The following is a 22,061-nucleotide window of genomic DNA, read 5'->3' on the forward strand; positions in this document are numbered from 1 at the left end:
CGCTCCCATGAGAAAAATTGCCTTGCTCCTCGGATTCTGTGCCCTGCTCGCCGCCTGCGAATCGGGGGCTAAAAAAGAAGCGGCCACCGACGCCAGCGTAAAAGCTGCCTCCTCGGCCGAGCTGACTGGCGACAGTGCCACGGCGTCGAATGTTTCCGCCGTGGACCACCAGCTCCAGGCCGATACCAGCGTTTCCAAAATAGGCACCGAGCACACCGGGGGCGTCGTGGCCGTGGGGGCCAAGCTGATGGCGGCCTCCGATTGCGTCGGCTGCCACAAAGAGCGTGAAAAACTGGTGGGCCCCGCCTACGTGGCCATCGCCCAGAAATACCCGGCCACCGAAGCCAACGTGGCCATGCTCGCGGGCAAAATAATTTCGGGCGGCAAAGGCCACTGGGGCGAAATACCCATGACGCCGCACCCCGGCTTGTCGGTGGGCGACGCCAAGGAAATGACGAAATATATCCTGAGCCTGAAATAATTAATTCGGGCCGGCCGTATTTATTGAGATGCTTGCTAATTAATTCGCCATGACCGAACGCCACAGCCGCCGCACCGCCCTCAAAAACGTGCTGGCCGGCACAGCCGCCGCCGGGGCCGCCGGGGCCCTCAGCGCTTTCGCGCCATTGGCTAAACCCTTGGAAACCGGCGCCTTGAAAAATAACATCAACCATTCGGTGTGCCGCTGGTGCTACAACGATTTGTCGCTCGACCAGTTGTGCGCCGCCGCCAAAGGCATGGGCCTGAAAGGCATCGATTTGGTGGGGCCCAAAGAGTGGCCGACGCTGAAAAAATACGGGCTCGATTCGCCCATGTGCAACGGGGCCGAAATTAATTTGACCGACGGATTTAACGACCCGCAATTTCACGCCACGCTGCAAAAGAATTATTCGGCCATGATTCCGCTGGTGGCGCAGGCGGGCTACAAGAATTTAATTTGCTTCAGCGGCAGCCGCCGGGGCAAAGACGACGAGACCGGCTGGGCCAACTGCGTGCAGGGCCTGCGCCCCCTGGTGGAGCTGGCCGCCCAGCACAACGTGGTGCTGGTGATGGAGCTGCTTAACAGCAAAATTGACCACAAAGACTACCAGTGCGACCGCACCGCCTGGGGCGTGGCGCTGGCCAAAAAGCTGGGCTCCGAGCATTTCAAGCTGCTTTTCGACATCTACCACATGCAGATTGACGAGGGCGACATCATCCGCAACATCACCGATTACCACCCCTACCTCGCGCACTACCACACCGGGGGCGTGCCCGGCCGCCACGAAATCGACGACACCCAGGAGCTGTATTACCCGGCCATTATGCGGGCCATTGCGGCTACGGGCTTCAAGGGCTACGTGGCCCAGGAATTTATTCCCAAACAGCCGGACAAGCTGGCTTCATTGCGCAAAGCCGTGCAGCTGTGCGACGTTTAATTACCAGAAAATAATTAATTGCTTACCTCGCCAAAAAAAACGATGACGCACAGAAGAGATTTCCTCAAGCAAGCCGGGTTGTTGTCGGCCATTTCTTTGATGAACCCGGGGGCCCTGTTCGCCGCGCCCCGGGCCCTGAAAGTGGGGTTGCAGCTCTACTCCCTGCGCGACTACATCGGCAAGGACGTGCAGGGCGTGGTGGCCAAGATTGCGAAAGCGGGCTACCAGGAAGTCGAAACCTACGGCTATAAGGACGGCGGCTTCTGGGGCCTGAAACCGAAAGAATTCAAGGCGCTGCTGGCAACGCACGGCCTGACGACGTCCAGCGGCCACTACGGCCTGGACGATTTCATTCGGGACGGGAATCAGGACGCGTTGAAAATGGCCATTGAGGCGGCCAAAGGGTGCGGCCAAACCTACGTGGTCGTGCCTTACCTGGGCGATAAGCTGCGGGCCACGGCGGACGATTTTAAAGCCGTGGCGGCCAAGCTGAACCAGGCGGGCGAAATCTGCAAAGCGGCGGGCCTGAAGCTGGGGTACCACAACCACGACTTCGAATTCAAGCCCATTGGCGGGGCCGTGCTGTACGAGGTGCTCCTCAAGGAAACCAGCCCGGGCCTGGTGGATTTCGAGATGGATTTGTACTGGGTGGTCCGTGCCGGCCTGGACCCGATTAAATTAATTGATGCCCACCCCGGACGCTTCCCCATGTGGCACGTGAAGGACATGGAAAAGGCTGACCCCGAACACAATACGGAGGTTGGCGCGGGTACCATCGACTTCAAAAAAATCTTCCAGCACGCGAAGACTGCCGGGCTGAAACACATTTTTATGGAGCAGGAATATTTTGCCATCGACGCCTACCAGAGCATCACGCAAAGCGCGGCCTACATCAAAAAAAACCTGCTCTCCTAACCGGCTCTTCCAACTCCCACCCACACTTAATTCCCGCCCTATGAAATGCCACTTGCTGATGGCCGCCCTGCTGGCCGGCAGCTGCGGGGCCGCCCACGCCCAGCAAACCGCCAAACCGGAAGACACGGAGGTGTACGAGCCCGTGCCCAAGGCGGTGACGCCGGCCCCGGCCGGCACCAGCGCCGCGCCTTCCGACGCCCTGGTGCTGTTCGACGGCAAGAACCTGGACCAGTGGGTGTCGGCCGACGACCGCAACGCCCCGGCGAAGTGGACGGTGGCCGGCGGCATCCTGACCGTGAACAAAGGCACGGGCAACATCGAAACCAAGCGGGCGTTCACCAACTACCAGCTGCACCTGGAGTGGCGCGTGCCGGCAAACATCAGCGGCACCGGGCAGGCGCGGGGCAACAGCGGCGTGTTCCTGGCCTCGCTGGGCAAGGGCGACGCGGGCTACGAGCTGCAGATTCTGGACGCCTACAACAACAAAACCTACGTCAACGGCATGGCGGGCAGCATTTACAAGCAGCTCGTGCCGCTGGCCAACCCCGCCCGCAAGCCCGGCGAGTGGCAGGCCTACGACGTTATCTGGACCGCGCCCACGTTCGGCGCGGGCGACGCCGTGGCCACCCCGGCCCGGGTTACGGTGTTCTTCAACGGCGTGGTGGTCCAGAATAACGCGGTGCTGCTGGGCCCCACGCAGTACATCGGCAAGCCGAGCTACCAGCGCCACGGCCCGGCCCCCATCAAGCTCCAAGCCCACGGCGACAAGAGCGAGCCCCTCAGCTACCGCAACATTTGGGTGAGGGAATTACCGGCCGCAGGCCAGTAGGGCCGGGTGGTTGTTCGCCGGGACGTATAATAAAAACGGTCATGCTGAGCTTGCCGAAGCATCTCTCCCGTTGAGTAACCCAATGATTGGGATACTCAGCGGGAGAGATGCTTCGGCAAGCTCAGCATGACCGTTTTATTACGGGTGTAAGCAAGCCGCTTACACCAGGTTTTTCTTGATGTAATCGATGCTCTCAGTGACGCTGTCGAAGGGCGAGCCGGGGGTGGCGTCTTGCTCCACGAAGAAGTATTGCAGGCCGGCTTCTTTGGCGTGGGCGAAGATTTTTTTGAAATCAATGCTGCCGTTGCCCACTTCGGTGAAGGCTTGCTGGAGCGTTTTGTCCATGTCTTTCACGTGCCAGAGGGGGAAGCGGCCGGGGTGCTGCTTGAACAGGGCCAGCGGGTCGTGGCCGGCTTTGGTTACCCAGTACAGGTCCAGCTCCATCTGCACCAGCTTTTTATCGGTGGCCAGCAGCAGGTCGTAGGGCAGCTGGCCGTTCTGGGCCTTGAACTCGAAGTCGTGGTTGTGGTAGCAGAGCTGGAGGCCGGCCTTCTGGCACCGCTCGCCGGCCTTGTTGAGCTGGTCGGCCACGTACTTGTAGTGGTCGAGGGTGCCGCGCTCGGCTTCCGACAAGTAGGCGCACACCATGTACTTGACGCCCGCCGCCGCCGCGTCGTCCACGGCCCGGTCCCAGTCGTGCAGCATGGTGCCCGGCACCGGGGCCCCGTTGGCCATTTCTTCGCCCAGGCGGTAGTGGCTGCTGGGCATAATCAGCCCGTTTTGCTTGAGCAGGGCGGCGAAGGCCTGGGGCGTCATACCGTAGAACTGCTGGCTGCCGGTGTAGGTAGCGCCTTCCACCGAGTTGTAGCCGATTTTGGCCAGCTGGGCCAGGGTGCCGGCGGGGTCTTTGGCCATCGCCTCGCGCACGGTGTACAGCTGCAGGCCGATGTAGCGCTTGTTGTAAGCCAGCAGGGAAGGCGAGACCAGCAGGCCGGCGGAGAGCAGGGCCGACGAGGCCAGGAAAGAACGGCGGGAAAGCATGGGGCGGGTGGGTTGAGTGAGCGAAGGTGCGAGGAAGGCCCGCCGGACCGGTTGCAGCAGCGCGAAAGCCAGCGACGGGTGGGGGCTAAGGTAAGCAGCCGCAGCTATTTGCCCGCGGTGGCCGCGAAAAGCTCAAGGGGCCGGGCTACTCGGAGGATAGCCGCTGCAAATACGCCCGGAACTCGGCCGTGCCGTAGTCGGCCATGCCTTCGGTGCGGACGGCCACGGTGCCGTCGGGGGCCAGCACGAAGGTGGTGGGAATGGAGCGCGTGGTAAATACTTTGGGCAGCGGCGCGGCCGGAAAAAACACCGGGAACGTGTAGCCCGCCTGCTCCACCACCCGGCGGGCCCGCGCGGGCTGCTCGTCGAGCGACACCAGCACGAAAGCCACCCGGGCGGTATCCACCTGTCCGTAGAGGCGTTGCAGGGCCGGCATTTCAGCGCGGCAGGGCGGGCACCAGCTGGCCCACAGGTTGAGGAGCACTACTTTGCCAGCGAAGCGGCGCAGGTTAGCGGGGCGGCCGTCGAGGGTGTACAGGGGCACGCTGGGCAAGCCACCGGCGGCCCCCACGCGGTGCCCCGGCCCGGGTAGCGCAGGCAGCGCGGGCCGCCAAAACCCGGTGGCCAGCAGGCCGCGCTGCAAGGTGCCCACCACCGGGGCTTTCAGGTCGGTGAAAAACACTACGGCCAGCCCGGCCAGAAACAAGCCCTGCCCCAGGTCGGCGCGGCGGCGGCGGAAGAAGTGCATGGCGGTTTTTGGGAAAAGACGAGGGGGAAGGCAAGCGGAACGGGCTGCCGGCTTTTTCCGCCGGCTGACCGCTAATCATTGCAGCTAGTCGGACGACTAAGACTTGCAAACGGGCCTCAGATAATGGGAAGCTTCGGTAGCGCACTTTCGCGGCCCCGGGCAGCAATTACCGGGCAGCCGGCGAAAAGCCGGCAGCCCGGGGCCCGGCGGCGCTACTTCAATATGGTGACCGAGCCGGTCTGGCGCACGGCCTGGCCGGTTTCGTCGGTTTGATCGAAGCGCCACACGTACACGCCGTTCACGGGGGCGTGGCCGTTGATGGTGCCGTCCCAGGTGGCGGCGCGGTCGGTGGCGCGGAACACCTGCTGGCCGTTGCGGTCCACGATAACCAGCACGAAATTCTGCAAAAACCGGCCTTTTATTTCGAACACGTCGTTCAGGCCGTCGCCGTTGGGCGTGAAGGCGTTGGGCAGCAGCAGGCGGGTGCGGCGCGTGAGCGGGGCCACGCTGGAGTAGCTGAACGTACCCGCCGGAATGCCCGCCCCGCTGATTTGCAGGCGGTAGCGCAGCACCTGGCGGTCGGCGGGCGGCGCGGCATCGGTGGCACTCAGCGCGGCGGTGGGGGCCGCCGTGGCCAGCACCGTGCCGTCGGGGGCCAGAGTTTGAAGCGCGTAGCGGGCCGGCTGGCCCGGGTCGGGCCCGGCGAAGGCCGTCCAGCTCAAACCCACCGTATTAGCGTCGTCGTCGAGGGCCCGGGCGGTGAGGATGCTCGGGCAGGCCGCGTTGCTTTCGGCCGATGCATTGCCGCACACGTCGGTGAAGCGCACCGAGTAGCACACGGCCGCCACCGCCGCGCCCGGGGCCCCGCCGGTGGAGTCCGTCACCGCCCGCCCGGTGGTAGTGGTGAGGAAATCGGTAGTCGGGCCGCCGCTGGGCTGGCGGCGGTAGCGCAGGCTGCCGCCGGCCGGCACGGGGCCCCCGGGCAATGCGGGCGTGAGCACCGCCAGGTTCTGGGCGTTGAAGCTGGCCACGAGCAGCGGCGCGGCCGGGGCCACGCCGGAGCTGGTGACGAGGCTGGCCTCGTTGGACACCACGGCCCCGCCGTCGGTGCTCACGCGGTAGGTGTAGCGGGTGCCGCACACCACGTCGGCATCTTCGAGCCCGCCGGCTACGGGCACCGCGCTGCTGATGGCCACGCCATTGCGGGTCACGGCGTAGGGCCCCGGGGCGGGGTTGGCGTCGGCCAGCCGCAGCTGGTTGCGGCCCCCGGCCGAGGCCACGGTTAGGCTCAGGGTGTAGCGGACGGGCGAAACAGCGGTGCCCGTCTGGCAGTAGTCGGTGCGCAGCAGCTGGTAGCCGCCGGCCAGGGCCCCGGGCACCACCGCGGCGGTGCTGCCGGGCGGCACGTCGGCCACGGCCTGGAAGGGCCCGGCGGTGCCGGCCGGGGCCCGCTGCAACGTGTAGCGGTAGCCGGCCGGCAGCTGGTCCACGGCCAGGGTGGCGTCGCCGCCGGGCAGGGGGGCGCTCAGCGCGAGGCGGTTGAGGGCCGGCACCTGGGCGGGGGGCAGCACGGGGATGGACTGCGTATTGGTGCCCTGGCAGATGCCCGCCGGGTTGTAGGAGCCCGTCACGGTGATGGTGGTGGCCCCGAAGGACAGCGCCACCACTTGGGGCTGGTTGCGCTGGATGGGCACGGCGGGCCCGTTGGGGCCCGCCTGCACGGTGTAGCTGTCGTACACGGCGTCGGTCACCGTGACCAGGGCCGAGCCGGCGGGGCAGGGGTCGATGCGGAACGGCGGCGGCACGGTGGCCGAGGCCACGAGCACGCGGGTGTAGAAGGTGCCCACCACGCCCCCGCCGGGCAGCACGGTGTTGGCGTTTTCCGAGATGGTGACCGGGCCGGCGGCGGCGGGCGTGTAGCGGTAGGTGGTGCTGGCCCCGGTGGGCGAAATCAGGCAGCCGGGCGGGTAGACGTCGGTGCCCGGCAGGGCGGTGTAGTAGGTCAGGTCGGCCGACACGTTGCGGCTGGCGCAGGGCACGAAGCGCACCGCCCGGCCCACGCACAAGGCCTGCACTTCCTGCCCGGTGGCAGCGTCCACGACGGCAAACGGCACGCCGCCGCAGCCGGGAGGCGGGGGCTGGGCGCAGTTTTGGGCCAAACCTCCGCCGGGGACCAAGACCAGGGCCGCGCCTAAAAGCAACAGGAAAAAAGAACTGGGGAAAGTCAACTTCATGCCCAAAAATACGTGCGGCCCGGCCCAATACCCCGCCCGGCCACCCGGACTACTCAAGCTTCCCAGGCGCGGCTGCGCACGAACGCCGCCGCCAGCCGCAGGGCCGGGTACGGGGCCTGGCCGGGGCCCGTGGCGGGCACCGCCGCCCGAAACGCTGCCAGCAGCCCGGTATAAGAGCCCGCCCCGGGCCCCGCTTCCCGCGCCTGGGCGGCGGCCAGCAGCTCCATACCCAGCAGCTGCTCGGCGTTTTCCACCAGCTGGCGGGTGCGCTGCGCCGCGTAAACATCTGTTTCTGCTTTAATGGATTGGCTGGCCACCAAGCTGTGCGCCGCCAGCCCTGCCGCTCCAGCGCCCAGCGCCGCCGCCCACTGCCCGGTGCGGCCCGCCGAGGCCCGGCCCAGCGCGGCCACGGCCTCCGCCAGCGGCCCCAGCGCCGGGGCCAGCGGTACCGATGCGGCCCCCAGAGCCTGCTCCACAGCCGGCTCTGCGGCTGCCAGCGCCGCTACTGCCGGGCCCATTGCATCTTCAGCAGTGTCCGGCGACAAGGCCCGCACCACCGGGACGGCCCCGAGCAGCCGCCGCGTGCGCAGCAGGGCGTCCACGGCGTAGGCCAGCGCGAGCGGCGCGCCGCGCCCCAGGGCGGCGGCCTCGCCGGCCCGCAGCGCCAGCGGGGCCCAGCTGAACAGGCTCAGGGCGTCGGCCGTGGCCAGGCGGTAACCCTGGTAGTTGACCTCGCCTTCGCCCAGCAGGGGCAGGGCCAGGTGGGCCCGGGCGGCCGCGTCGCCGCCCTGCTCAAACACCACCGGCAGCAGCTCACGGTTGTAGAGGGCCAGCAGACGCTCGGCGGTGCTCGTTGCCAGTCCAGCGGGCTGATTAACCAGCTGCTGCGCGGTCAACAACAGCATCAGGCGCACCAACGGCTGGGGCACCTCAGGGCCCGTGCCGCAGGCCCCGGCCCGCAGCGCATCCAGCTCGGCGGCGGGGGCAGGGGCCCCGGCGGGCGCGAAACCGGCGGCCACCCCGGGAGCCAGGGCTACGGTTTCGCCGCTGGCCAGCAAGTCTGCCAGGGTAGTAAGGGTAAGGGGCGCGTCGGGCGCTAGCAAGTGGGCGGGCATGGAAACATCGGTAAAAAGCGGGCCGTGCTCCGGTTACTGCGCACCAACCAAGGCCGCCACCGCCGCTTCGGCCGAAAGCAGCTGCTCCTGGCCGGAGCGCATGTCGCGCAGCTTCACCTGGCCGGCGGCCCGCTCGTCGGGGCCCGCCAGCAGCAGGTAGGGGATGCCCTTCTGGTCGGCGTACTGGAACTGCTTCTTGAGCTTCGCCGCGTCGGGGTACAGTTCGGCGGGCACGCCGGCGGCCCGCAGCCGGGCCAGCAGGGGCAGGCCCGCCGCCAGCGAATCGGCGTCGAACTGCGCCAGCAGCACCCGCGTCAGGGTGCCCGTAGTTTCAGGAAATAACTCCAGCTCTTCGAGGCAGTCGTAGAGCCTATCGACCCCGAACGAAAAGCCCACGCCCGACACGCCCGGCAGCCCAAAGGCCCCGGTGAGGTTGTCGTAGCGCCCGCCGCCGCTCACGCTGCCCATCGCCACGTTGTTGATTTTCACCTCGAAAATGCAGCCCGTGTAGTAGCTGAGGCCCCGGGCCAGGGTAGGGTCAAATTCGAGCCGGTCGAACTGCGCGAAGCCGGAGGCCTGGAGCAGGTCGCGCACCGCGGCCAGCTCGTTCAGGCCCCGGTAGTAGGCCGCGGCCGAGTCGTCGAAGTCGTCGGTGGGCTCGGCGGGGCCCGGGCGCTGGCCGTCGGGCTCCACGCCGGCCGTCACGAAGCCGACCAGCAGGCGCTCCAGCTTTTCTTCGTAGCTGCCCGCCACCGCCAGCAGCGCAAACAGCGTGTCGACGGTTGCGTCCTGAAAGCCTTTGGCCAGCAGCTCCTTGCGCACGCCATCGGGCCCGATTTTATCCAGCTTGTCGATGGCCACGAACAAATCCGTCTCTTTGCCCTCGCCGCCCAGGGCCTGGTAAATGTTGCGCAGCACCCCGCGGTGGTTGATTTTAATCGTAAAATCCACCAACCCTAATCCATTCAGCACCTGGGCCATCATCAGCACGATTTCGGCCTCGCAGAGCAGCGAGTCGGTGCCCACCACGTCGGCGTCGCACTGCCAGAACTCGCGGTAGCGGCCGCGCTGGGGGCGGTCGGCCCGCCACACGGGCTGCATCTGGTAGCGCTTGAAGGGGAAGGCGAGCGTGTTTCGGTTCATGGCCACGTACCGGGCGAAGGGCACCGTGAGATCGTAGCGCAGGCCTTTTTCGGCGATTTTGGGCAGCACGGCGCGGGGCCCGGCGGCGAGGTCCTCCGGGGTCACGTTCGGGGTGATTTCGCCGCGGCGCTCCTTCACCAGGAAGTTGCCCGAATTCAGCACTTTAAACAGCAGCTGGTCGCCCTCGTCGCCGTACTTGCCGGTCAGCACCGAGAGGTTCTCCAGGGTGGGGGTTTCAATCGGCGCGTAGCCGAACTGCTCGAACGTGCGCCGGATGACGCCGAAAATGTGCTGGCGGCGGGCCACCTGGGCCGGGCCAAAATCGCGGGTGCCTTGCGGGATGCTGGGTTTTTCCATTACGGCCGCAAAGGTACGGGCGGGGCCTAATGCAAAATTGGGCCGAAGAAACGACGAACGCGCCCAGCGGCCGCCCTTCGTTTCTCCGGCCCAATGCTACATCAATTCGGCGCATTGCGGTTATTCACCGCCCTACGGCTTGGCCGAATCGACCACCACGCGGGCGTCGCGGTTGGCCAGGGCCCAGGCGGTGTGGAAGATGAGCTGGTCGCGGCGGGCCATGGCCGGGAAGTCAATCTTGTCCACGTCGTCGGTGGGCTTGTGGTAGTCGGGGTGCAGGCCGCTGGTGTAAAAAATGACCGGCACCTTGTGCTTGGCAAAGTTGTAGTGGTCGGAGCGGTAGTAGATGCGCTCGGGGTCGGCGGGGTCGTTGTACTTGTAGTCGAGGGCCACGGGGTTGTACTGCTGGTTGGTGGCCTCGCTCAGGGTGTGCAGCTCGGAGCTGAGCTTGTCGTCGCCCACCAGGTACACGTAGTCGCCCTTGCCCAGGTGCACGCTGTCCACGCGGCCCACCATGTCGATGTTGAGGTCGGTGACGGTATTTTCCAGCGGAAACACCGGGTGGTCGGTGTAGTACTGCGAGCCCAGCAGGCCCTCTTCCTCGCCCGTGTTGGCCAGAAATAAAACGCTGCGTCGGGGCCCGTGGCCATCTTTTTTGGCCTGGGTGAAGGCCCGCGCCATCGCCAGCACGCTCACCGTGCCCGAGCCGTCGTCGTCGGCCCCGTTGTACACCACGCCGTCCTTGGTGCCGAGGTGGTCGTAGTGGGCCGACACGACCACGATTTCGTCCTTCTTGTCGGTGCCTTCGAGGTAGCCCAGCACGTTTTCGGTCGTGAACGGCTCCTTCTTCTGCGGCGCCTGCACCGTGGCGGTGGCGGGCTTGAAAGGCGAGGCCACCGGCTTGCCGGCCTGGGCCACGGCCTTGGCGTACTTGGCCAGGCCGGCGGGCTTGGTGCCGAGCAGGGCCGCGCCCATCTCGGGCGACACGATGAACAGGTTCTGGCCCCGGCGCGGCGCGGCGTCGGCGAAGGCCAGCTGCTCGCGGCCCAGCAGGCCCTGGTACAGCTTGGGGGCCGCGGCGAAGGCCTCGGCCGTGGGCTCGACGAAGAAGGTGGAGCGCGGCATGAGCGGCCGGATGGCCGGCGTGCGGGCCATCAGCTCGGGGAAGCCGGGCGTGCCGTACGGGCTGGGCTTGCCGTCTTTGCCCGGCAGCAGGGGCTGGCCTTTCGGGCCGAGGGGCTCGCCGAGCAGCATCACCAGGTCCTTGCCCTTCAAGTCGCCCAGCGCGGCGAAGTCGGCGTAGCCCGCGGTTTGGATGCCGTAGCCGGCAAACACGGGCTGCACGGGCGTGGCCGTGGCGAACGTGCCGTCCACGATGGCGTAAAAATCTTTGCCCAGCGCGTAGGTTTTGCCCCCCACCTGCACCGACGTGGCCGGGTCCACGCGCACGCGGTTCATCTGGAAGTGCTGGATGTAGGGGTTGTCGGAGCCGGGCACGGGGCCCGCCAGGCCGTCGGCCGCGAAGGCTTTGGCGAGGTAGTCGGCGGCCATTTTCTGGCCTTTCTGGCCGGTTTCGCGGCCTTCGTAGGCATCCGAGGCCAGCACCGAGAGGTCCTGCTTCAGCCCGTCGGGCGTGATGGCGGCGGCGTAGGGCAGCGACCAGTCGGTGGGGGCCGCCGGGGGCGCGGGCGCGGCGGGCGGCGCGGCGCTGGCCCGGCCGGGCTTGGCCTTCACTTTGATTTTGCCGGTGGGCACCTGGGCGGCCACGGCCCCGGCGGTGAGGGCCAGGGCGGCGGCCAGGTAAATGGGTTTCAGCATGGGTGAAAGAAAAAAGGTGCTATCGTCGGCGAAAAGTACAAGCCAGGCCCGGAACGACGAAGCAGACGGGGGCCGGAAGGGCGGGCGCGGGCCCAGGAACCGTAAAAGCGGCCCACTCGCACTCATTACTGCTGCCCGCCAAAACGCAGCGGGAGCCGCGCTGGGCAGCCGGGCCCTTAGCCCCCAAACCCGCCGCCGCCGCTGGGGGCGTTGTCAATCTTTTTGCCGGGCTTGCTGGCCCCGATGTACCAGGTGAAGCCCAGCCACGCCACGCGCGTTTCGTACTTGTTGTAGAGGCTGGTTTGCAGCTCCGGCGTGGCCAGCTCGGTGCGGCGCACCTGGGTGTTGAGCAGGTCGCTCACGCGGAAAGTGAGGGCCGCGCGTTCCTGAAACAGCTGCTGGCGCAGGGCCAGGTCGAGGCCGCCGGTGGGCAGCTGGCGGCCCTGGGCGGTGAGCACCGTGGAGCGGACATTGCCCGTGAGCTGCACGTCGAGGCCCTTGCGGGGCGTGAAGTTGTTGGCCAGGCGGGCGGTGCCGGCCAGGGCCGAGCGGTTGGCGGCGTCGGCCGCGTTGGTGGCAATCTGGCTGCGGTAGACGGAGCCGCTGGCCGACACGCGCCACCACTTCGTCAGGGGCTGGGCCCAGGTCATTTCCAGGCCCAGGTTGGCGGTGTTGCCGTAGTTGAGGTACGTTTCCTGGGTCACCACGCCCACGTTGGCGGTGCGGGTGGCCAGCGTGTCGATGCTGCGCACCCGCTGGATGGCGTTTTGGGTGAAGCGGGCAAACACGGTGCTCGTGAGGCTGGCCCCGCCCGCCAGGTTCAGCTGGTGGCCCAGCTCCAGGTTGTGGCTGAATTCGGGCAGCAGGGCGGGGTTGCCTTGGCGGTAGTTGCGCGGGTCCTGGTAGAGCTGCAAGGGCAGCTGCTGCATGAAGTCGGGCCGGTTCAGGCGGCGGGCGTAGCTGAACTGCAGGCGGTTCTGGCCGGGCTCTTTGCCCAACTCGCGGGCCACCGTGGCGCTCGGGAAGAGGCTCACGTAGCTCCGGTTCACGCTGGCCCGGCCGTCGGTCAGGCCCCCGTTCAGGAAGGTAGCTTCGGTGCGCAGGCCGCCCTGGGCGCTCCAGCCGTGGCTGAGCTGCTGCGAGAAGGTGGCGTAGGCCGCCGGCAGCACCTGCGTGAAGCGGTAGTCGAACGAGTGGGCGGCGTCGGGCAGAAGCTCGCCGTCCGTGCCCGGCACTTGCATGGCGGTGCTGCCGCTGTTGCGGCTGCCCACCAGCTTCAGGCCGGTTTCGAGCTTGCCCTTGCCGCCGGCGGTGGGCCGGGTGTAGTCCGCCTGCCCGAAATAAATCTGGGCGTCCACCCGCTGGTCCTGCCGGAAGCCGGCGGGCGCGGGGCCCCCGGTCAGCGTCTGCGTCACCGGAATGGTGGCGCTGATGAGCACCGCGCCAGCGTTGGCCGTCAGCTCGCGGCCCTTGTGGGCGGCGTAGGTGCGGCGGTAGTCGGCCGAGGTTTCCAGCACCTTCACGTTCACGTCGGCCAGCTCCTGGCCGTACTGGGTGGTCACGGCGGGCGCGCCCACCGTTTGCTGGGTCAGCACCTGGTTGTCGGTTTCCGTCTGGTGCTCCAGGTGCGGCTGCACGCTCACGCTCAGGGTCTGCTCCGGGGTCAGGTCGTAGCTCAGGCCCAGGCTGAGGCCGTGGTTGCGGTTGCGCTGGCGGCCCTGGCCGGCCTGGGTGGTAAACAGGCCGGTGCCGTCGGGCAGCCGGGCCGTCTGGGTGCTGCTGGTGCGGGTGCGGTACACCTGGTCGTTGCCGTCGTAGCCCAGGTTCCAGGTGGCCTTGCCGTGGTGGCGGCTCAGGCTCAGGCTGGGGGCGTACTTGTCGCCGTTGGCCACGTTCAGGGCCGCCTGGCCGTTCCAGCCCTCTTTTTTGTCCTTCTTGGTGATGATGTTGATGACGCCGGCCCCGCTGGCGTCGTACTTGGCCGACGGGTTGGTCATCACCTCCACCTGGGCAATCTGCGAAGCCGGAATCTGGTCGAGGCGCGGGCCGGGGCCCCCGTTGCCGGTGCCGGCGGGCTTGCCGTCAATCAGGATGGTCAGGTTGCTCGAGCCGCGCAGGCTTACCGTGCCGGTGGCGTCCACGGCCACGGAGGGCACGTTTTGCAGCACGTTCACGGCCGTGCCGCCCACGCTGCTCAGGTCTTTCTCCACGTTAATCACCGTTTTGCCCAGCTCCTGCTGCACAATAGCTTTCTGGGCCACTACCCGCACTTCGCCCAATTGGGTGGCGGCGGCGGCCAGCCGCAGGGGCCCCAGGGCCACGCTCGGGGCCTCGGCCGTCAGGGCCAGCACCCGGCGCTGGGGCTTGAAGTTCAGGGCCTGCGTCCGCAGAATGTAGCGGCCCAGGGCCAGGTGCTCGGCCCGGAACGTGCCGTCCAGGCCCGTTTGAGTGCCGGTCACCAGCGTCGAATCGGCGGCGCGCAGCAGCAGCACGTCGGCAAACGGCACGGGCTGGCCGCCGGCGGCTTCCTGCACGGTGCCGCTGACCTGGGCCGGGCCCGTTTGCTGGGCGTGGAGGCCCAGGGGCAGGGCCGTAAGGAGCAGGGCCAGGCCCCGCAAGGGCTGGCTGAGGCAAGGCAAGAATTTCATGGTGAGTGAGTTGGGGCGGGCGCGCTACCGAAGTGGCCCTGGGTCCGGCAGCGGCCGCGGTTCCGCTGGGGTGAGGGCCGGGGCCAGTAGCGGCGCCGGGTTAGGGAGAAAGGCGGGCGGCAAACCGCCGCCCGGTCGGCAGCCCGATTGGCTGCTCAGCGTCAACAGGTACTAGGCCATCGACAGAACAAAGGTATGGTAGGTACTTTGTGATGCAAGGTACTAATGTAATAAATGCCTGTTAGTTTGAATAAAAATCTTCTTACGCGCTGATAATCAGCTATAAAATTTTTATCAGAATATTCATTTGCCGAATTTTCAACCGCTTAGATGCACGCATTCGACCAGCGGTTGCCCGGAACTCGGCCTTTTTTGGCTGCTTGCGCCGGTCACAATCACACAGTAAATTTGTTCTTGAACCAAAAAAACTAGACCTTCATGCCGAGCACAGCCAGGGGGTGACCTGGAAGCATTTCGCCGGCGGGTACCCGCCGGCCCGGCGTTTCGTTACAAAGCCCCCGCCCAAAGCGCATAAAAAAACCGCCGGACTGCACAGTCCGGCGGTTCAAAGTGCCCTGGCGGCGCGGGGCCCCTACTTCTTGCGCGGTGCGGGCCGCCCCGGGGCTTTGGTGCCGGGGGCCACTTCCAGGCCGTTCTGGAAGGTTTTGCGGCTCTCTACCTTCACGCCATCGGCCCCGAGATACGACCACACGCCGGTTTCCTTGCCGTTGCGAAACGTGCCGCGTACGGCCAGCGTGCCGTCTTCGCGCAGCTCGCGGTAGGGCCCGGCCTTGAGACCGTGGGCATACGTGGTTTCGGCCCGTAGCTTGCCCGAGGGGTAGTTTTCGGTGCCCAGCCCGGTGATGAAGCCGTTCTCGCAGACCAGCCGGCTGGCCACCTTGCCGTCGGCAAAGTAAGTGAGCTGCTCGCCCGCCAGCTTGCCCGCCGGGTTGTACAGCGCCACGCGCTGCACCTGCTTGCTGCCGGGAAAAAACGTGCGCCAGGTGCCGGCGGGGCGGTTGTTCTTGTAGGTTTCCTCGGCCAGCGGCAGGGGGCCGCCGGGGCCGTAGCGCGTCACTTTGCGGTCGCGCCCGGCGTTAGCGTAGTCGGTTTCCTCGGTCAGCTGGCCGGCGTCGGAAAACTCCTGGGCCCGGCCGGTGGGGGTGCCCAGGCGGTAGGTGGTTTTGCTTTTGATTTGGCCGTTTTCGTAGTAGCTCGTGGCGGGGCCGTCGAGGTTGGCGGTGCCGCTGGTGGCGGGGGCCACGCGCTTGGCCAGGTCGTCGCCGAGGGGGTTGCGCACGGGGCGCTGCGCCACCGGGGCGGGGGCGTAGGTGCTCTCGGTCTGGAGCTTGCCGCTGGGGTAGTAGCTGCGGTAGCGGCCGCGGCCGCTGGCGTCGGCCAGCACCTCGGTTTCGAGCTGGCCGGTGGGGTAATACGTTTTGTAGGGCCCCGCGAGCAGGCCCTTGTGCAGGGTGCCCTCGCTCTGCACCTGGCCGCTGGCGTAGTAGAATTTCACCGCGCCCTCGGGCTGCCCGTCCTGGTAGGTGATGTCGGCCTGGGGCTTGCCGTCGGCGTACAGCTCGTGCATCGTGCCGTTGGGCTGGCCCTTGGCGAGGGTGGTTTTCAGCTTCACCGCGCCGGTGGGGTGGTAGTAGGTCAGCTCGCCGCTGGGCTCGTCGTTGTCGAAGCTGCCTTCCTGGGCCACCTTGCCGTTTTCGTAGTACGTTTTGAAGGGGCCCTGGCGCACGCCGTCGCGGTAGGTGGTTTCGAGCCGCCGGGTGCCGCCGGGGTGAAACTCGACGTAGGCCGAGTCGCGCTTGCCGGCCCGGAAGCTGGTTTGCTGCTCCAGCTGGCCGCCGCGGTAGTAGCGCCGGTAGGTGCCCTGGGGCACGGTGTCGCCGGCTACCACGGCCGTATATACCTCGCGCTTAGCGGTTTTGGTCGAGTCGTAATAGGTCACGAACCGCTTGAGTTTTTGGGCGTGGGCAGGTAGGGCAAGCAGGGCAAAGGCAATGAGCAGGTATTTCATGGGCGAAAGAACGGACGGGGTAGCTATTAAATTTCGCGCCAAGTTTCGCTAAGTTTTAAAAAAAAGAAGTTTCGCAAAGGGGCCCCCAGATAGGGCTTCCTCTGCGAAACTTCTTTTTTAAACTTGGCGAAACTTGGCGCTACACGGCCTCCAGCACGATGGCCGAGGCCCCGCCGCCGCCGTTGCAAATGCCCGTGACGCCGATTTTGCCGCCCTCGTTGCGCATCACGTTCAGCAGCGTCGTCACGATGCGGGCCCCCGAGGCCCCCAGCGGGTGGCCCAGGCTCACGGCCCCGCCGTACACATTCACCTTGGTGCCTTCGAGCTTGAGCAGCTGGTTGTTGGCTAGCGAAACGACCGAGAACGCCTCGTTGATTTCATAGAAGTCCACGTCCTTGGCGTCGATACCGGCGTGCTTCAGGGCCTTCGGAATGGCCAGCGCGGGCGAGGTCGTGAACCACTCCGGGGCCTGCTCGGCGTCGGCGAAGCCGCGCACGATGGCAATGGGCTTGATGCCCAGCGCGTCGGCTTTCTCGCGGCTCATCAGCAGCACGGCGGCCGCGCCGTCGTTGAGGGTCGAGGCGTTGGCGGCCGTCACGGTGCCCTCCTTGCCGAAGGCGGGCTTGAGGCCGGCCAGCTTTTCGAACTGCACCTTGGTGTACTCCTCGTCGTCGTCCACCACGGTCGTTTTGCCGCGGCTTTCGATGGTGACGGGCACGATTTCGTCTTTCTTTTTGCCGGCTTTGGCGGCGTTGGCGCTGCGGGTGTAGCTCTCGCGGGCAAACTCGTCCTGCTGCGCGCGGGTGATGCCGTAGTGCTGGGCCGTGTGGTCGGCGGCCACGCCCATGGCGTAGTCGTGGTAGGGGTCCCAGAGGCCGTCTTTCATCAGGCCGTCAATCATTTGGCCGTGGCCGTACTTGGCCCCGAAGCGGGCCTTGTCGAGGTAGTAGGGCACGTTGCTCATGCTTTCCATGCCGCCGGCCAGCACCACTTCGGCCTGCCCCAGCATGATGGCCTGGGCCGCGTACATGATGGCCTTCGAGCCCGAGGCGCACACCTTGTTCACGGTGGTGCACTCCACGGTGTCGGGCAGGCCGGCTTTTTTGGCCGCCTGGCGGGCCGGGGCCTGGCCCAGGTTGGCCGAGATGACGTTGCCCATAATCACCTGCTCCACTTCGGAAGCGGCCACGCCGGCCTTGTCCAACGCGCCTTTCAGGGCAATGGCGCCCAGTTCCACGGCCGTGAGCGAGGCCAGGGCCCCGCCAAACGAGCCAATCGGGGTGCGCACCGCCGACACAATTACAACTTCCTTAATCTGCATGGTTTCAACAACAAACGGGGGTGGGAAAAAAGTATCAGAAACTGCGGTAAAAGTACGCCTCCTCCGGCCCTCACCAGGTGGGCTGGCCCCGGCGGGCGGCGGGCCCCGGGCGGCGCGGCACCTGTTGCAGGTACTGCTGCTCCTGGGCTTGCAGCGCGTCGAGCAGCTGCTGGGCCTGGCCCGGCGACAGGCTCATGGCCTTCAGCCGCTCGCGCTGCGTCTGAAGCCGGGCATCGGTGGCGCGGGCGGTGTCGGTGCCGGGGCCCCCGCCGCGCCCCGCCGGGTCGGCTGGCCCAGGGGCCGCCGCGTCGCCCAGGCCCTGGCTGCCGCCGGGCTGGCCCCCGGTGGGTACCGGGCCGGCGGCGCCGGCCGTCGCGGGGGCGCGGCGGCCGGTGGCGGCCGCGCCGGGCCGGGCGGTGGGGCGCTGGGCATCGGGGGCCCCGGCCGCGTCGGGCCGCGACTGGGGCGGCCCGCCGGGCGCGGCCGCGGGCTGGTTGGGGTCGGGGGCCAGGCCGGGTTGGGCGTTGCCGGCCTGGTTACCGGCCGTCGGCACCGGCCGGCCGTTGGGGGAGGGGCCGGCCGCGACGGGCTTTTTGGCGGCGGGTGGCGGGCCGGGGGCGGCGGACGGCGGGCCCAGCTGGGGCGTGGCGCGGTGGTGGGCCAGGTAGGCGCTCAGCACCTCGTAGTCGTAGCGGGCCCCGGCGTTGGCGGGGTCCAGCACCAGGGCCTGGCGCAGCAGGCCCAGCGCCGGGGCCAGCTCGCCGGCCCCGGCGGCCAGCACCGCCAGCTGCTGCCGGGCCACGCTGCCGATGGGCGGCGGCACGCCGGCGTCGAGCAGCAGCCCATAGGTGGCGCGGGCGGCGGCCAATTGCCCGGCCCGGCGCTGGGCGTGGCCCAGGTTCAGGCGCAGGGCCGCCGCGCCGGCCGCCGCGCGGTTGGTGGCCGCCGCCGTGGCAAAGGCCCGGGCTGCGCCGTCGGCATCGCCCCGGGCGTAGGCGGCCTGCCCGGCGGCGGCGGCGGCGTTGCGGTCGCGCACCCACGTCAGCTCGCGCCACGCGGGCGGCGTCAGCAGCAAAAGAAGCAGCAGCGGCTTGGTCATGGGGTTTCAGTGCCTGGCGCCCGGGGGCGGGCCTGCCGAACGGCATTCCTAAATTAGTCGTGTAAAAATAAACGGGTTATCAGATGTCAACCGTTCGTTGACACCTGATAACCAATAATTTATGTTTTAAATAACAACCACCAACCAATGATTTCGCAGCTACGAATAAGGTCAAGCCGGCTCACTGTTGATGCCCGGTACCTGCTGCGGCATTTCTACCGGCCAAATTTACGGCCGAATGACGACCACCGTAAGGGCCACGTCCAGCGCGAGCAGCACCAGGGCCACGCCCAGCGGCAGGCGGTAGCGGTTGTCGGCCACGGCCACGGTGCGCACCTGCTCGGTGGGGCCTTGCACGGCCCGCAGATCGGCCAGCAGGGCCGGGAAGCCGTTTTGGCGGTCGTTCAGGGCCACGTACTGGCCGCCGGTCTGGGCCGCGAGCTGGAGCAGCGGGGCTTCGCGCAAGCGGCTCGTGACGGGCCGGCCGGCGGCGTCGCGCACCAGCCGCCCGCCGGACAACGGCAGCCGGGCCCCGGCTGCCGTGCCCACGCCCACCGCGAATACCCGGGCCCCGCTGCGGGCCAGGGCCCGCAGCGGGGGCTCCAGGTTTTCGCCGAAGTCCTCGCCGTCGCTCACCACCACCACGGCCGTGGCGCGGCCGGGCCCGCCCGCCCCGCCGGGGGCCGGGGCCAGCCGCGCCAGCACCAGCTCCAGGGGCACGCGCAAAGCCGTGGGGCCCGGCGGCAGCAGGCTGGTGCTGAGCGTGTTCAGGAACGTCTGCACGGCCTCCTGGTCGTAGGTGAGCGGGCACTGCACCACCGCCTGGCTGCCGAATACCACCAGCCCCAGCCGGTCGGCGGGGAAGTGCTCCACCAGGGTTTGCAGCTCGGCCTGGGCCCGCAGCAGGCGGCTGGGGGCCACGTCGGGCGCGTCCATCGAGCGCGACACGTCCACCACCAGCCACAGGTCCTTGCCGGCGGTGCGCACGGGCTGCGGGCTCACGCCCCGCGCCGGGCCCAGCCAGGCCAGCAGCAGCAGCGCCCCGGCCGGCAGGCGTAGCGGCAGCTTCCAGGCTAGGCGGCCCGCCCGCCGCCCCAGGGCCCGCGCCAGCCGCCCGGTGCGCAGCACGTAGGCCAGCACCAGCAGTAGGGCCAGCGCGGCGGCGGCCAGCGGCAGCTCAAAATAGGGGTATGCCCAGGTAAGCAAGTCGTGGCGAAGGAAATAGCGAAAAACAACGGCCCCGGGCCCCGCCCGGCGCAAGGCCAAAGATAATTTTTTTGGCCCCGCCCCGCGGGTTTTTCCGCCCGGCCCGTATATTTGCAGCCGCTTCGGACGGAAGCGTCCAGCCAATTGGAGAGATGGGTGAGTGGCTGAAACCAGTAGTTTGCTAAACTGCCGTAGCTCTAAAGGTTACCGGGGGTTCGAATCCCCCTCTCTCCACCGAAAAGCCCCGTTTCCTCCCCGGAAGCGGGGCTTTTGCTTTTCAGGGGCCGGACTGCCGCGGGTTTTGTGGCCGTTGCTGCCCGCTGGCTGGGCAAGGCAGGCGACGCAAACGGGCGTCTTACGGGGCCCCGGGCGTGGTTTTCGGCCCAAGCCAAGGGTAGGTTGCGCCTCCGTGGCCCGGGCCCCGCCTGCCACCCGCCGGCAGCCGCGCCCGCAACGTGTACCGCTTGGACCTGGCCACCGGGCTGGCCAAGCGGCTCGGCAACACCGTGCCCGCCAGCACATCGTTCAACTTTGAAATCCGCGACTTAGCGGTGTCGTTACCTGTAAACGTGCCTTTGCCGGTGGAACTGGTCAGCTTTACGGCCGTGGCCGAAGCGCCGGCCACCGTGCGCCTGGCCTGGGCCACGGCTTCGGAGACCCACAGCGCTTACTTTGCCGTGGAGCGCAGCACCGACGGCACGCGTTACGCCCCCGTGGGGCAGGTAGCGGCGGCGGGTACCTCGGCTACGGCCCACGCCTACGGCCTGACGGACGTCGCCCTGCCGGCCGGGGCCGCCCTGCTCTACTACCGCCTGCGGCAGGTGGACCAAGACGGCACGAGCCATTACTCGCTCGTGCGCCCGGTGGCCATCGCGCCGGCGGCCACTGGCCTGCGCGTGTATCCCACCCCCGCCAGCGCCGCCGCCACGCTCACCGGGGCCCCGTCCGGGGCGGCGGTGCAGGTGTTCGACGCCCGGGGCCGCCGCGTGGCCGCAGCTATGGCCGATGCTACCGGCACGGCCGCACTGGCCGCCGGCCTGCCGCCGGGGGTGTACGTGGTCCGCAGCGGCAGCCGCACGGCCCGTTGGGTGGTGGAATAAAGAGCCAAAAAAGCCCTGCTGGTCCAGCAGGGCTTTTTTAATTGTGCGTAGCGGCGGTTAGTTGAACAGCGCGGCGGGGTTGGCCGCGAAGTTCTTGGCAATGGCCTTCACCGTGGCCGCGTCCAGGGGCTCGTCGAAGGCTTCGGCTCCGGCGGTGGAAGAGGTGACACCGGTTATGGCCTGCACGCTTAAGCCCGCCTGGGTGGTGTTGCTTTCCGCTGGGTAAGCGGCGCTGGCTCCCGCGTTGTAAGGCCCTACGGTGCTGGGGGCGCCGCTCACGTTGTTGTTGGGCAGCGGCGGGGTGGCTGGCGTTTCATCGGGCGTAATCCAGCTCTTGGGCGTGGCCGAAGTGGGGCTTTGGATGCCGCCGCGCCGCAGCGAGCGGATGCGCGACGAGTGCCGGGCCTCCACCGAGTGGATGTTGAGGGCCGCCTCCAGAATGTCTTTCTGGGAAATGAGGTTGGCCGCACCGCCCTTGTAGGCCCGCACGCCGGTATCTACAAACTGCTGGCCCACCATCAGAAAGTCCGACACGCTGGTGAAATTGCCCGCGTTGGGGGCCGTCGTGCCGCCCAGCGTCGGGAACAGCGCCGTGCGGGTCCGGTTTTGCGAGCCCGTGTAGTCGTAGCCCGCCCGCGTGGGGTCGGCAATAGCTGCGGTGCCCAGTACGCTGCGCAGCGTGCTGATGTGCAGGTTCTCGTCGTTGAGGATGATGGTGATGGCCCCCGACTGCTCGGTATTGAGAATGTTCGAGGCTAGCGCCGTTTGGTAATAGTATTTTTCCAAGTACTCCAGCTGCAAAGCCAGGTTGAGGGTGTCGATTACGACTTGGGGCAATGTGCTGGTTTGGCCGTAAGCTTTGGTAAAAAGCGTGCTTACGGCCAGGGGCAGGGCCGCCGCCGATACCTTTTTGCCGAAGCCCACCAGATTGCGGAATGCCGCCCGGCGCGGATTGAACCGGTCGTATACCTCGCCGCCGTCGGCCTTGGCGATGTCATCAATAATTTGAAGTAAGTCCATGAGAAAGCAAAATTTAAAGA

Annotated in this window: 17 protein-coding genes and 1 tRNA gene; 6 read left to right on the top strand and 12 right to left on the bottom strand. The window is 67.5% G+C overall.

Annotated features, from left to right (window positions below; genetic code table 11):
• Window positions 1-7 precede the first annotated feature (7 nt).
• Genes HNP98_RS02515 through HNP98_RS02530 form a run of 4 tightly spaced genes read left to right on the top strand, consistent with a single transcriptional unit; the run spans window position 8 to window position 3,162 of the window.
• Entirely contained in the window at window positions 8-481 is a 474-nt protein-coding gene (locus HNP98_RS02515) for a c-type cytochrome (protein ID WP_173808479.1), read from the top strand.
• Between the two features lie 49 nt (window positions 482-530).
• Window positions 531-1,418 carry a hydroxypyruvate isomerase family protein gene (locus tag HNP98_RS02520; RefSeq protein WP_173808480.1) on the top strand — a complete coding sequence of 296 codons (888 nt, stop codon included), beginning with the start codon at window positions 531-533 and terminating at the stop codon, window positions 1,416-1,418.
• Between the two features lie 42 nt (window positions 1,419-1,460).
• Window positions 1,461-2,333 carry a sugar phosphate isomerase/epimerase family protein gene (locus HNP98_RS02525; RefSeq protein WP_173808481.1) on the top strand — a complete coding sequence of 291 codons (873 nt, stop codon included), beginning with the start codon at window positions 1,461-1,463 and terminating at the stop codon, window positions 2,331-2,333.
• Between the two features lie 40 nt (window positions 2,334-2,373).
• Window positions 2,374-3,162: a 3-keto-disaccharide hydrolase gene (locus tag HNP98_RS02530; RefSeq protein ID WP_173808482.1), complete on the top strand. Its 789-nt coding sequence runs from the start codon at window positions 2,374-2,376 to the stop codon at window positions 3,160-3,162.
• 159 nt (window positions 3,163-3,321) lie between these two features.
• On the opposite strand, the gene HNP98_RS02535 is transcribed toward HNP98_RS02530, so the two are convergent.
• The 11 genes from HNP98_RS02535 to HNP98_RS02585 all read right to left on the bottom strand — a co-directional run bounded on the left by HNP98_RS02535 (window position 3,322) and on the right by HNP98_RS02585 (window position 19,921).
• Window positions 3,322-4,203, bottom strand: a complete 882-nt coding sequence (locus HNP98_RS02535) for a sugar phosphate isomerase/epimerase family protein (protein WP_173808483.1) — start codon at window positions 4,201-4,203, stop codon at window positions 3,322-3,324.
• Window positions 4,204-4,348: 145 nt separating this feature from the next.
• A complete protein-coding gene (locus HNP98_RS02540) occupies window positions 4,349-4,951 on the bottom strand; it encodes a TlpA family protein disulfide reductase (protein WP_217425625.1) in 603 nt (200 codons plus the stop codon).
• Window positions 4,952-5,163: 212 nt separating this feature from the next.
• Window positions 5,164-7,185, bottom strand: coding sequence for a gliding motility-associated C-terminal domain-containing protein (locus tag HNP98_RS02545; protein WP_173808484.1), 2,022 nt, complete (start codon window positions 7,183-7,185; stop codon window positions 5,164-5,166).
• Between the two features lie 53 nt (window positions 7,186-7,238).
• Complete coding sequence (locus tag HNP98_RS02550) at window positions 7,239-8,300, bottom strand: aromatic amino acid lyase (protein WP_173808485.1); 1,062 nt, start codon at window positions 8,298-8,300, stop codon at window positions 7,239-7,241.
• A 33-nt stretch (window positions 8,301-8,333) separates the two neighbouring features.
• Window positions 8,334-9,800: a histidine--tRNA ligase gene (gene hisS, locus HNP98_RS02555; RefSeq protein WP_173808486.1), complete on the bottom strand. Its 1,467-nt coding sequence runs from the start codon at window positions 9,798-9,800 to the stop codon at window positions 8,334-8,336.
• A 132-nt stretch (window positions 9,801-9,932) separates the two neighbouring features.
• Window positions 9,933-11,618 (bottom strand): M28 family peptidase, encoded by a 1,686-nt coding sequence (locus tag HNP98_RS02560; protein ID WP_173808487.1) that lies wholly within the window; start codon window positions 11,616-11,618, stop codon window positions 9,933-9,935.
• Between the two features lie 176 nt (window positions 11,619-11,794).
• Window positions 11,795-14,266, bottom strand: a complete 2,472-nt coding sequence (locus HNP98_RS02565; RefSeq protein ID WP_173808488.1) for an outer membrane beta-barrel protein — start codon at window positions 14,264-14,266, stop codon at window positions 11,795-11,797.
• Between the two features lie 592 nt (window positions 14,267-14,858).
• Window positions 14,859-16,295: a toxin-antitoxin system YwqK family antitoxin gene (locus HNP98_RS02570; protein ID WP_173808489.1), complete on the bottom strand. Its 1,437-nt coding sequence runs from the start codon at window positions 16,293-16,295 to the stop codon at window positions 14,859-14,861.
• Window positions 16,296-16,434: 139 nt separating this feature from the next.
• Entirely contained in the window at window positions 16,435-17,616 is a 1,182-nt protein-coding gene (locus HNP98_RS02575; RefSeq protein WP_173808490.1) for an acetyl-CoA C-acyltransferase, read from the bottom strand.
• A 70-nt stretch (window positions 17,617-17,686) separates the two neighbouring features.
• Complete coding sequence (locus HNP98_RS02580) at window positions 17,687-18,715, bottom strand: hypothetical protein (RefSeq protein WP_173808491.1); 1,029 nt, start codon at window positions 18,713-18,715, stop codon at window positions 17,687-17,689.
• A gap of 228 nt (window positions 18,716-18,943) precedes the next feature.
• Window positions 18,944-19,921 carry a VWA domain-containing protein gene (locus HNP98_RS02585; RefSeq protein WP_173808492.1) on the bottom strand — a complete coding sequence of 326 codons (978 nt, stop codon included), beginning with the start codon at window positions 19,919-19,921 and terminating at the stop codon, window positions 18,944-18,946.
• 146 nt (window positions 19,922-20,067) lie between these two features.
• On the opposite strand from HNP98_RS02585, the gene HNP98_RS02590 reads away from it, so the two are divergent.
• A tRNA-Ser gene (locus HNP98_RS02590) sits at window positions 20,068-20,155 on the top strand.
• Window positions 20,156-20,376: 221 nt separating this feature from the next.
• The gene (locus HNP98_RS02595) at window positions 20,377-21,021 is read left to right on the top strand and encodes a T9SS type A sorting domain-containing protein (RefSeq protein WP_173808493.1); all 645 of its coding nucleotides are present in this window, start codon (window positions 20,377-20,379) and stop codon (window positions 21,019-21,021) included.
• A gap of 57 nt (window positions 21,022-21,078) precedes the next feature.
• Here the strand turns inward: HNP98_RS02595 and HNP98_RS02600 are convergent, their stop codons facing one another.
• Window positions 21,079-22,041: a ferritin-like domain-containing protein gene (locus tag HNP98_RS02600; RefSeq protein WP_173808494.1), complete on the bottom strand. Its 963-nt coding sequence runs from the start codon at window positions 22,039-22,041 to the stop codon at window positions 21,079-21,081.
• Between the last annotated feature and the right edge of the window lie 20 nt (window positions 22,042-22,061).

Origin of the sequence: Hymenobacter caeli (genome assembly GCF_013294115.1) — a bacterium.
In the GTDB taxonomy this organism is placed as follows: Bacteria; Bacteroidota; Bacteroidia; order Cytophagales; family Hymenobacteraceae; genus Hymenobacter; species Hymenobacter caeli.

What these genes read in the sequence shown, in the direction of transcription:
- HNP98_RS02530 (WP_173808482.1), top strand. Translation starts at nt 2,374, where the DNA reads ATGAAATGCCACTTGCTGATGGCCGCCCTGCTGGCCGGCAGCTGCGGG.
- HNP98_RS02575 (WP_173808490.1), bottom strand. Translation starts at nt 17,616, where the DNA reads ATGCAGATTAAGGAAGTTGTAATTGTGTCGGCGGTGCGCACCCCGATT.
- HNP98_RS02520 (WP_173808480.1), top strand. Translation starts at nt 531, where the DNA reads ATGACCGAACGCCACAGCCGCCGCACCGCCCTCAAAAACGTGCTGGCC.
- HNP98_RS02550 (WP_173808485.1), bottom strand. Translation starts at nt 8,300, where the DNA reads ATGCCCGCCCACTTGCTAGCGCCCGACGCGCCCCTTACCCTTACTACC.
- HNP98_RS02565 (WP_173808488.1), bottom strand. Translation starts at nt 14,266, where the DNA reads ATGAAATTCTTGCCTTGCCTCAGCCAGCCCTTGCGGGGCCTGGCCCTG.
- HNP98_RS02515 (WP_173808479.1), top strand. Translation starts at nt 8, where the DNA reads ATGAGAAAAATTGCCTTGCTCCTCGGATTCTGTGCCCTGCTCGCCGCC.
- HNP98_RS02535 (WP_173808483.1), bottom strand. Translation starts at nt 4,203, where the DNA reads ATGCTTTCCCGCCGTTCTTTCCTGGCCTCGTCGGCCCTGCTCTCCGCC.
- HNP98_RS02540 (WP_217425625.1), bottom strand. Translation starts at nt 4,951, where the DNA reads ATGCACTTCTTCCGCCGCCGCCGCGCCGACCTGGGGCAGGGCTTGTTT.
- HNP98_RS02525 (WP_173808481.1), top strand. Translation starts at nt 1,461, where the DNA reads ATGACGCACAGAAGAGATTTCCTCAAGCAAGCCGGGTTGTTGTCGGCC.
- HNP98_RS02560 (WP_173808487.1), bottom strand. Translation starts at nt 11,618, where the DNA reads ATGCTGAAACCCATTTACCTGGCCGCCGCCCTGGCCCTCACCGCCGGG.
- hisS (WP_173808486.1), bottom strand. Translation starts at nt 9,800, where the DNA reads ATGGAAAAACCCAGCATCCCGCAAGGCACCCGCGATTTTGGCCCGGCC.
- HNP98_RS02580 (WP_173808491.1), bottom strand. Translation starts at nt 18,715, where the DNA reads ATGACCAAGCCGCTGCTGCTTCTTTTGCTGCTGACGCCGCCCGCGTGG.
- HNP98_RS02570 (WP_173808489.1), bottom strand. Translation starts at nt 16,295, where the DNA reads ATGAAATACCTGCTCATTGCCTTTGCCCTGCTTGCCCTACCTGCCCAC.
- HNP98_RS02545 (WP_173808484.1), bottom strand. Translation starts at nt 7,185, where the DNA reads ATGAAGTTGACTTTCCCCAGTTCTTTTTTCCTGTTGCTTTTAGGCGCG.
- HNP98_RS02600 (WP_173808494.1), bottom strand. Translation starts at nt 22,041, where the DNA reads ATGGACTTACTTCAAATTATTGATGACATCGCCAAGGCCGACGGCGGC.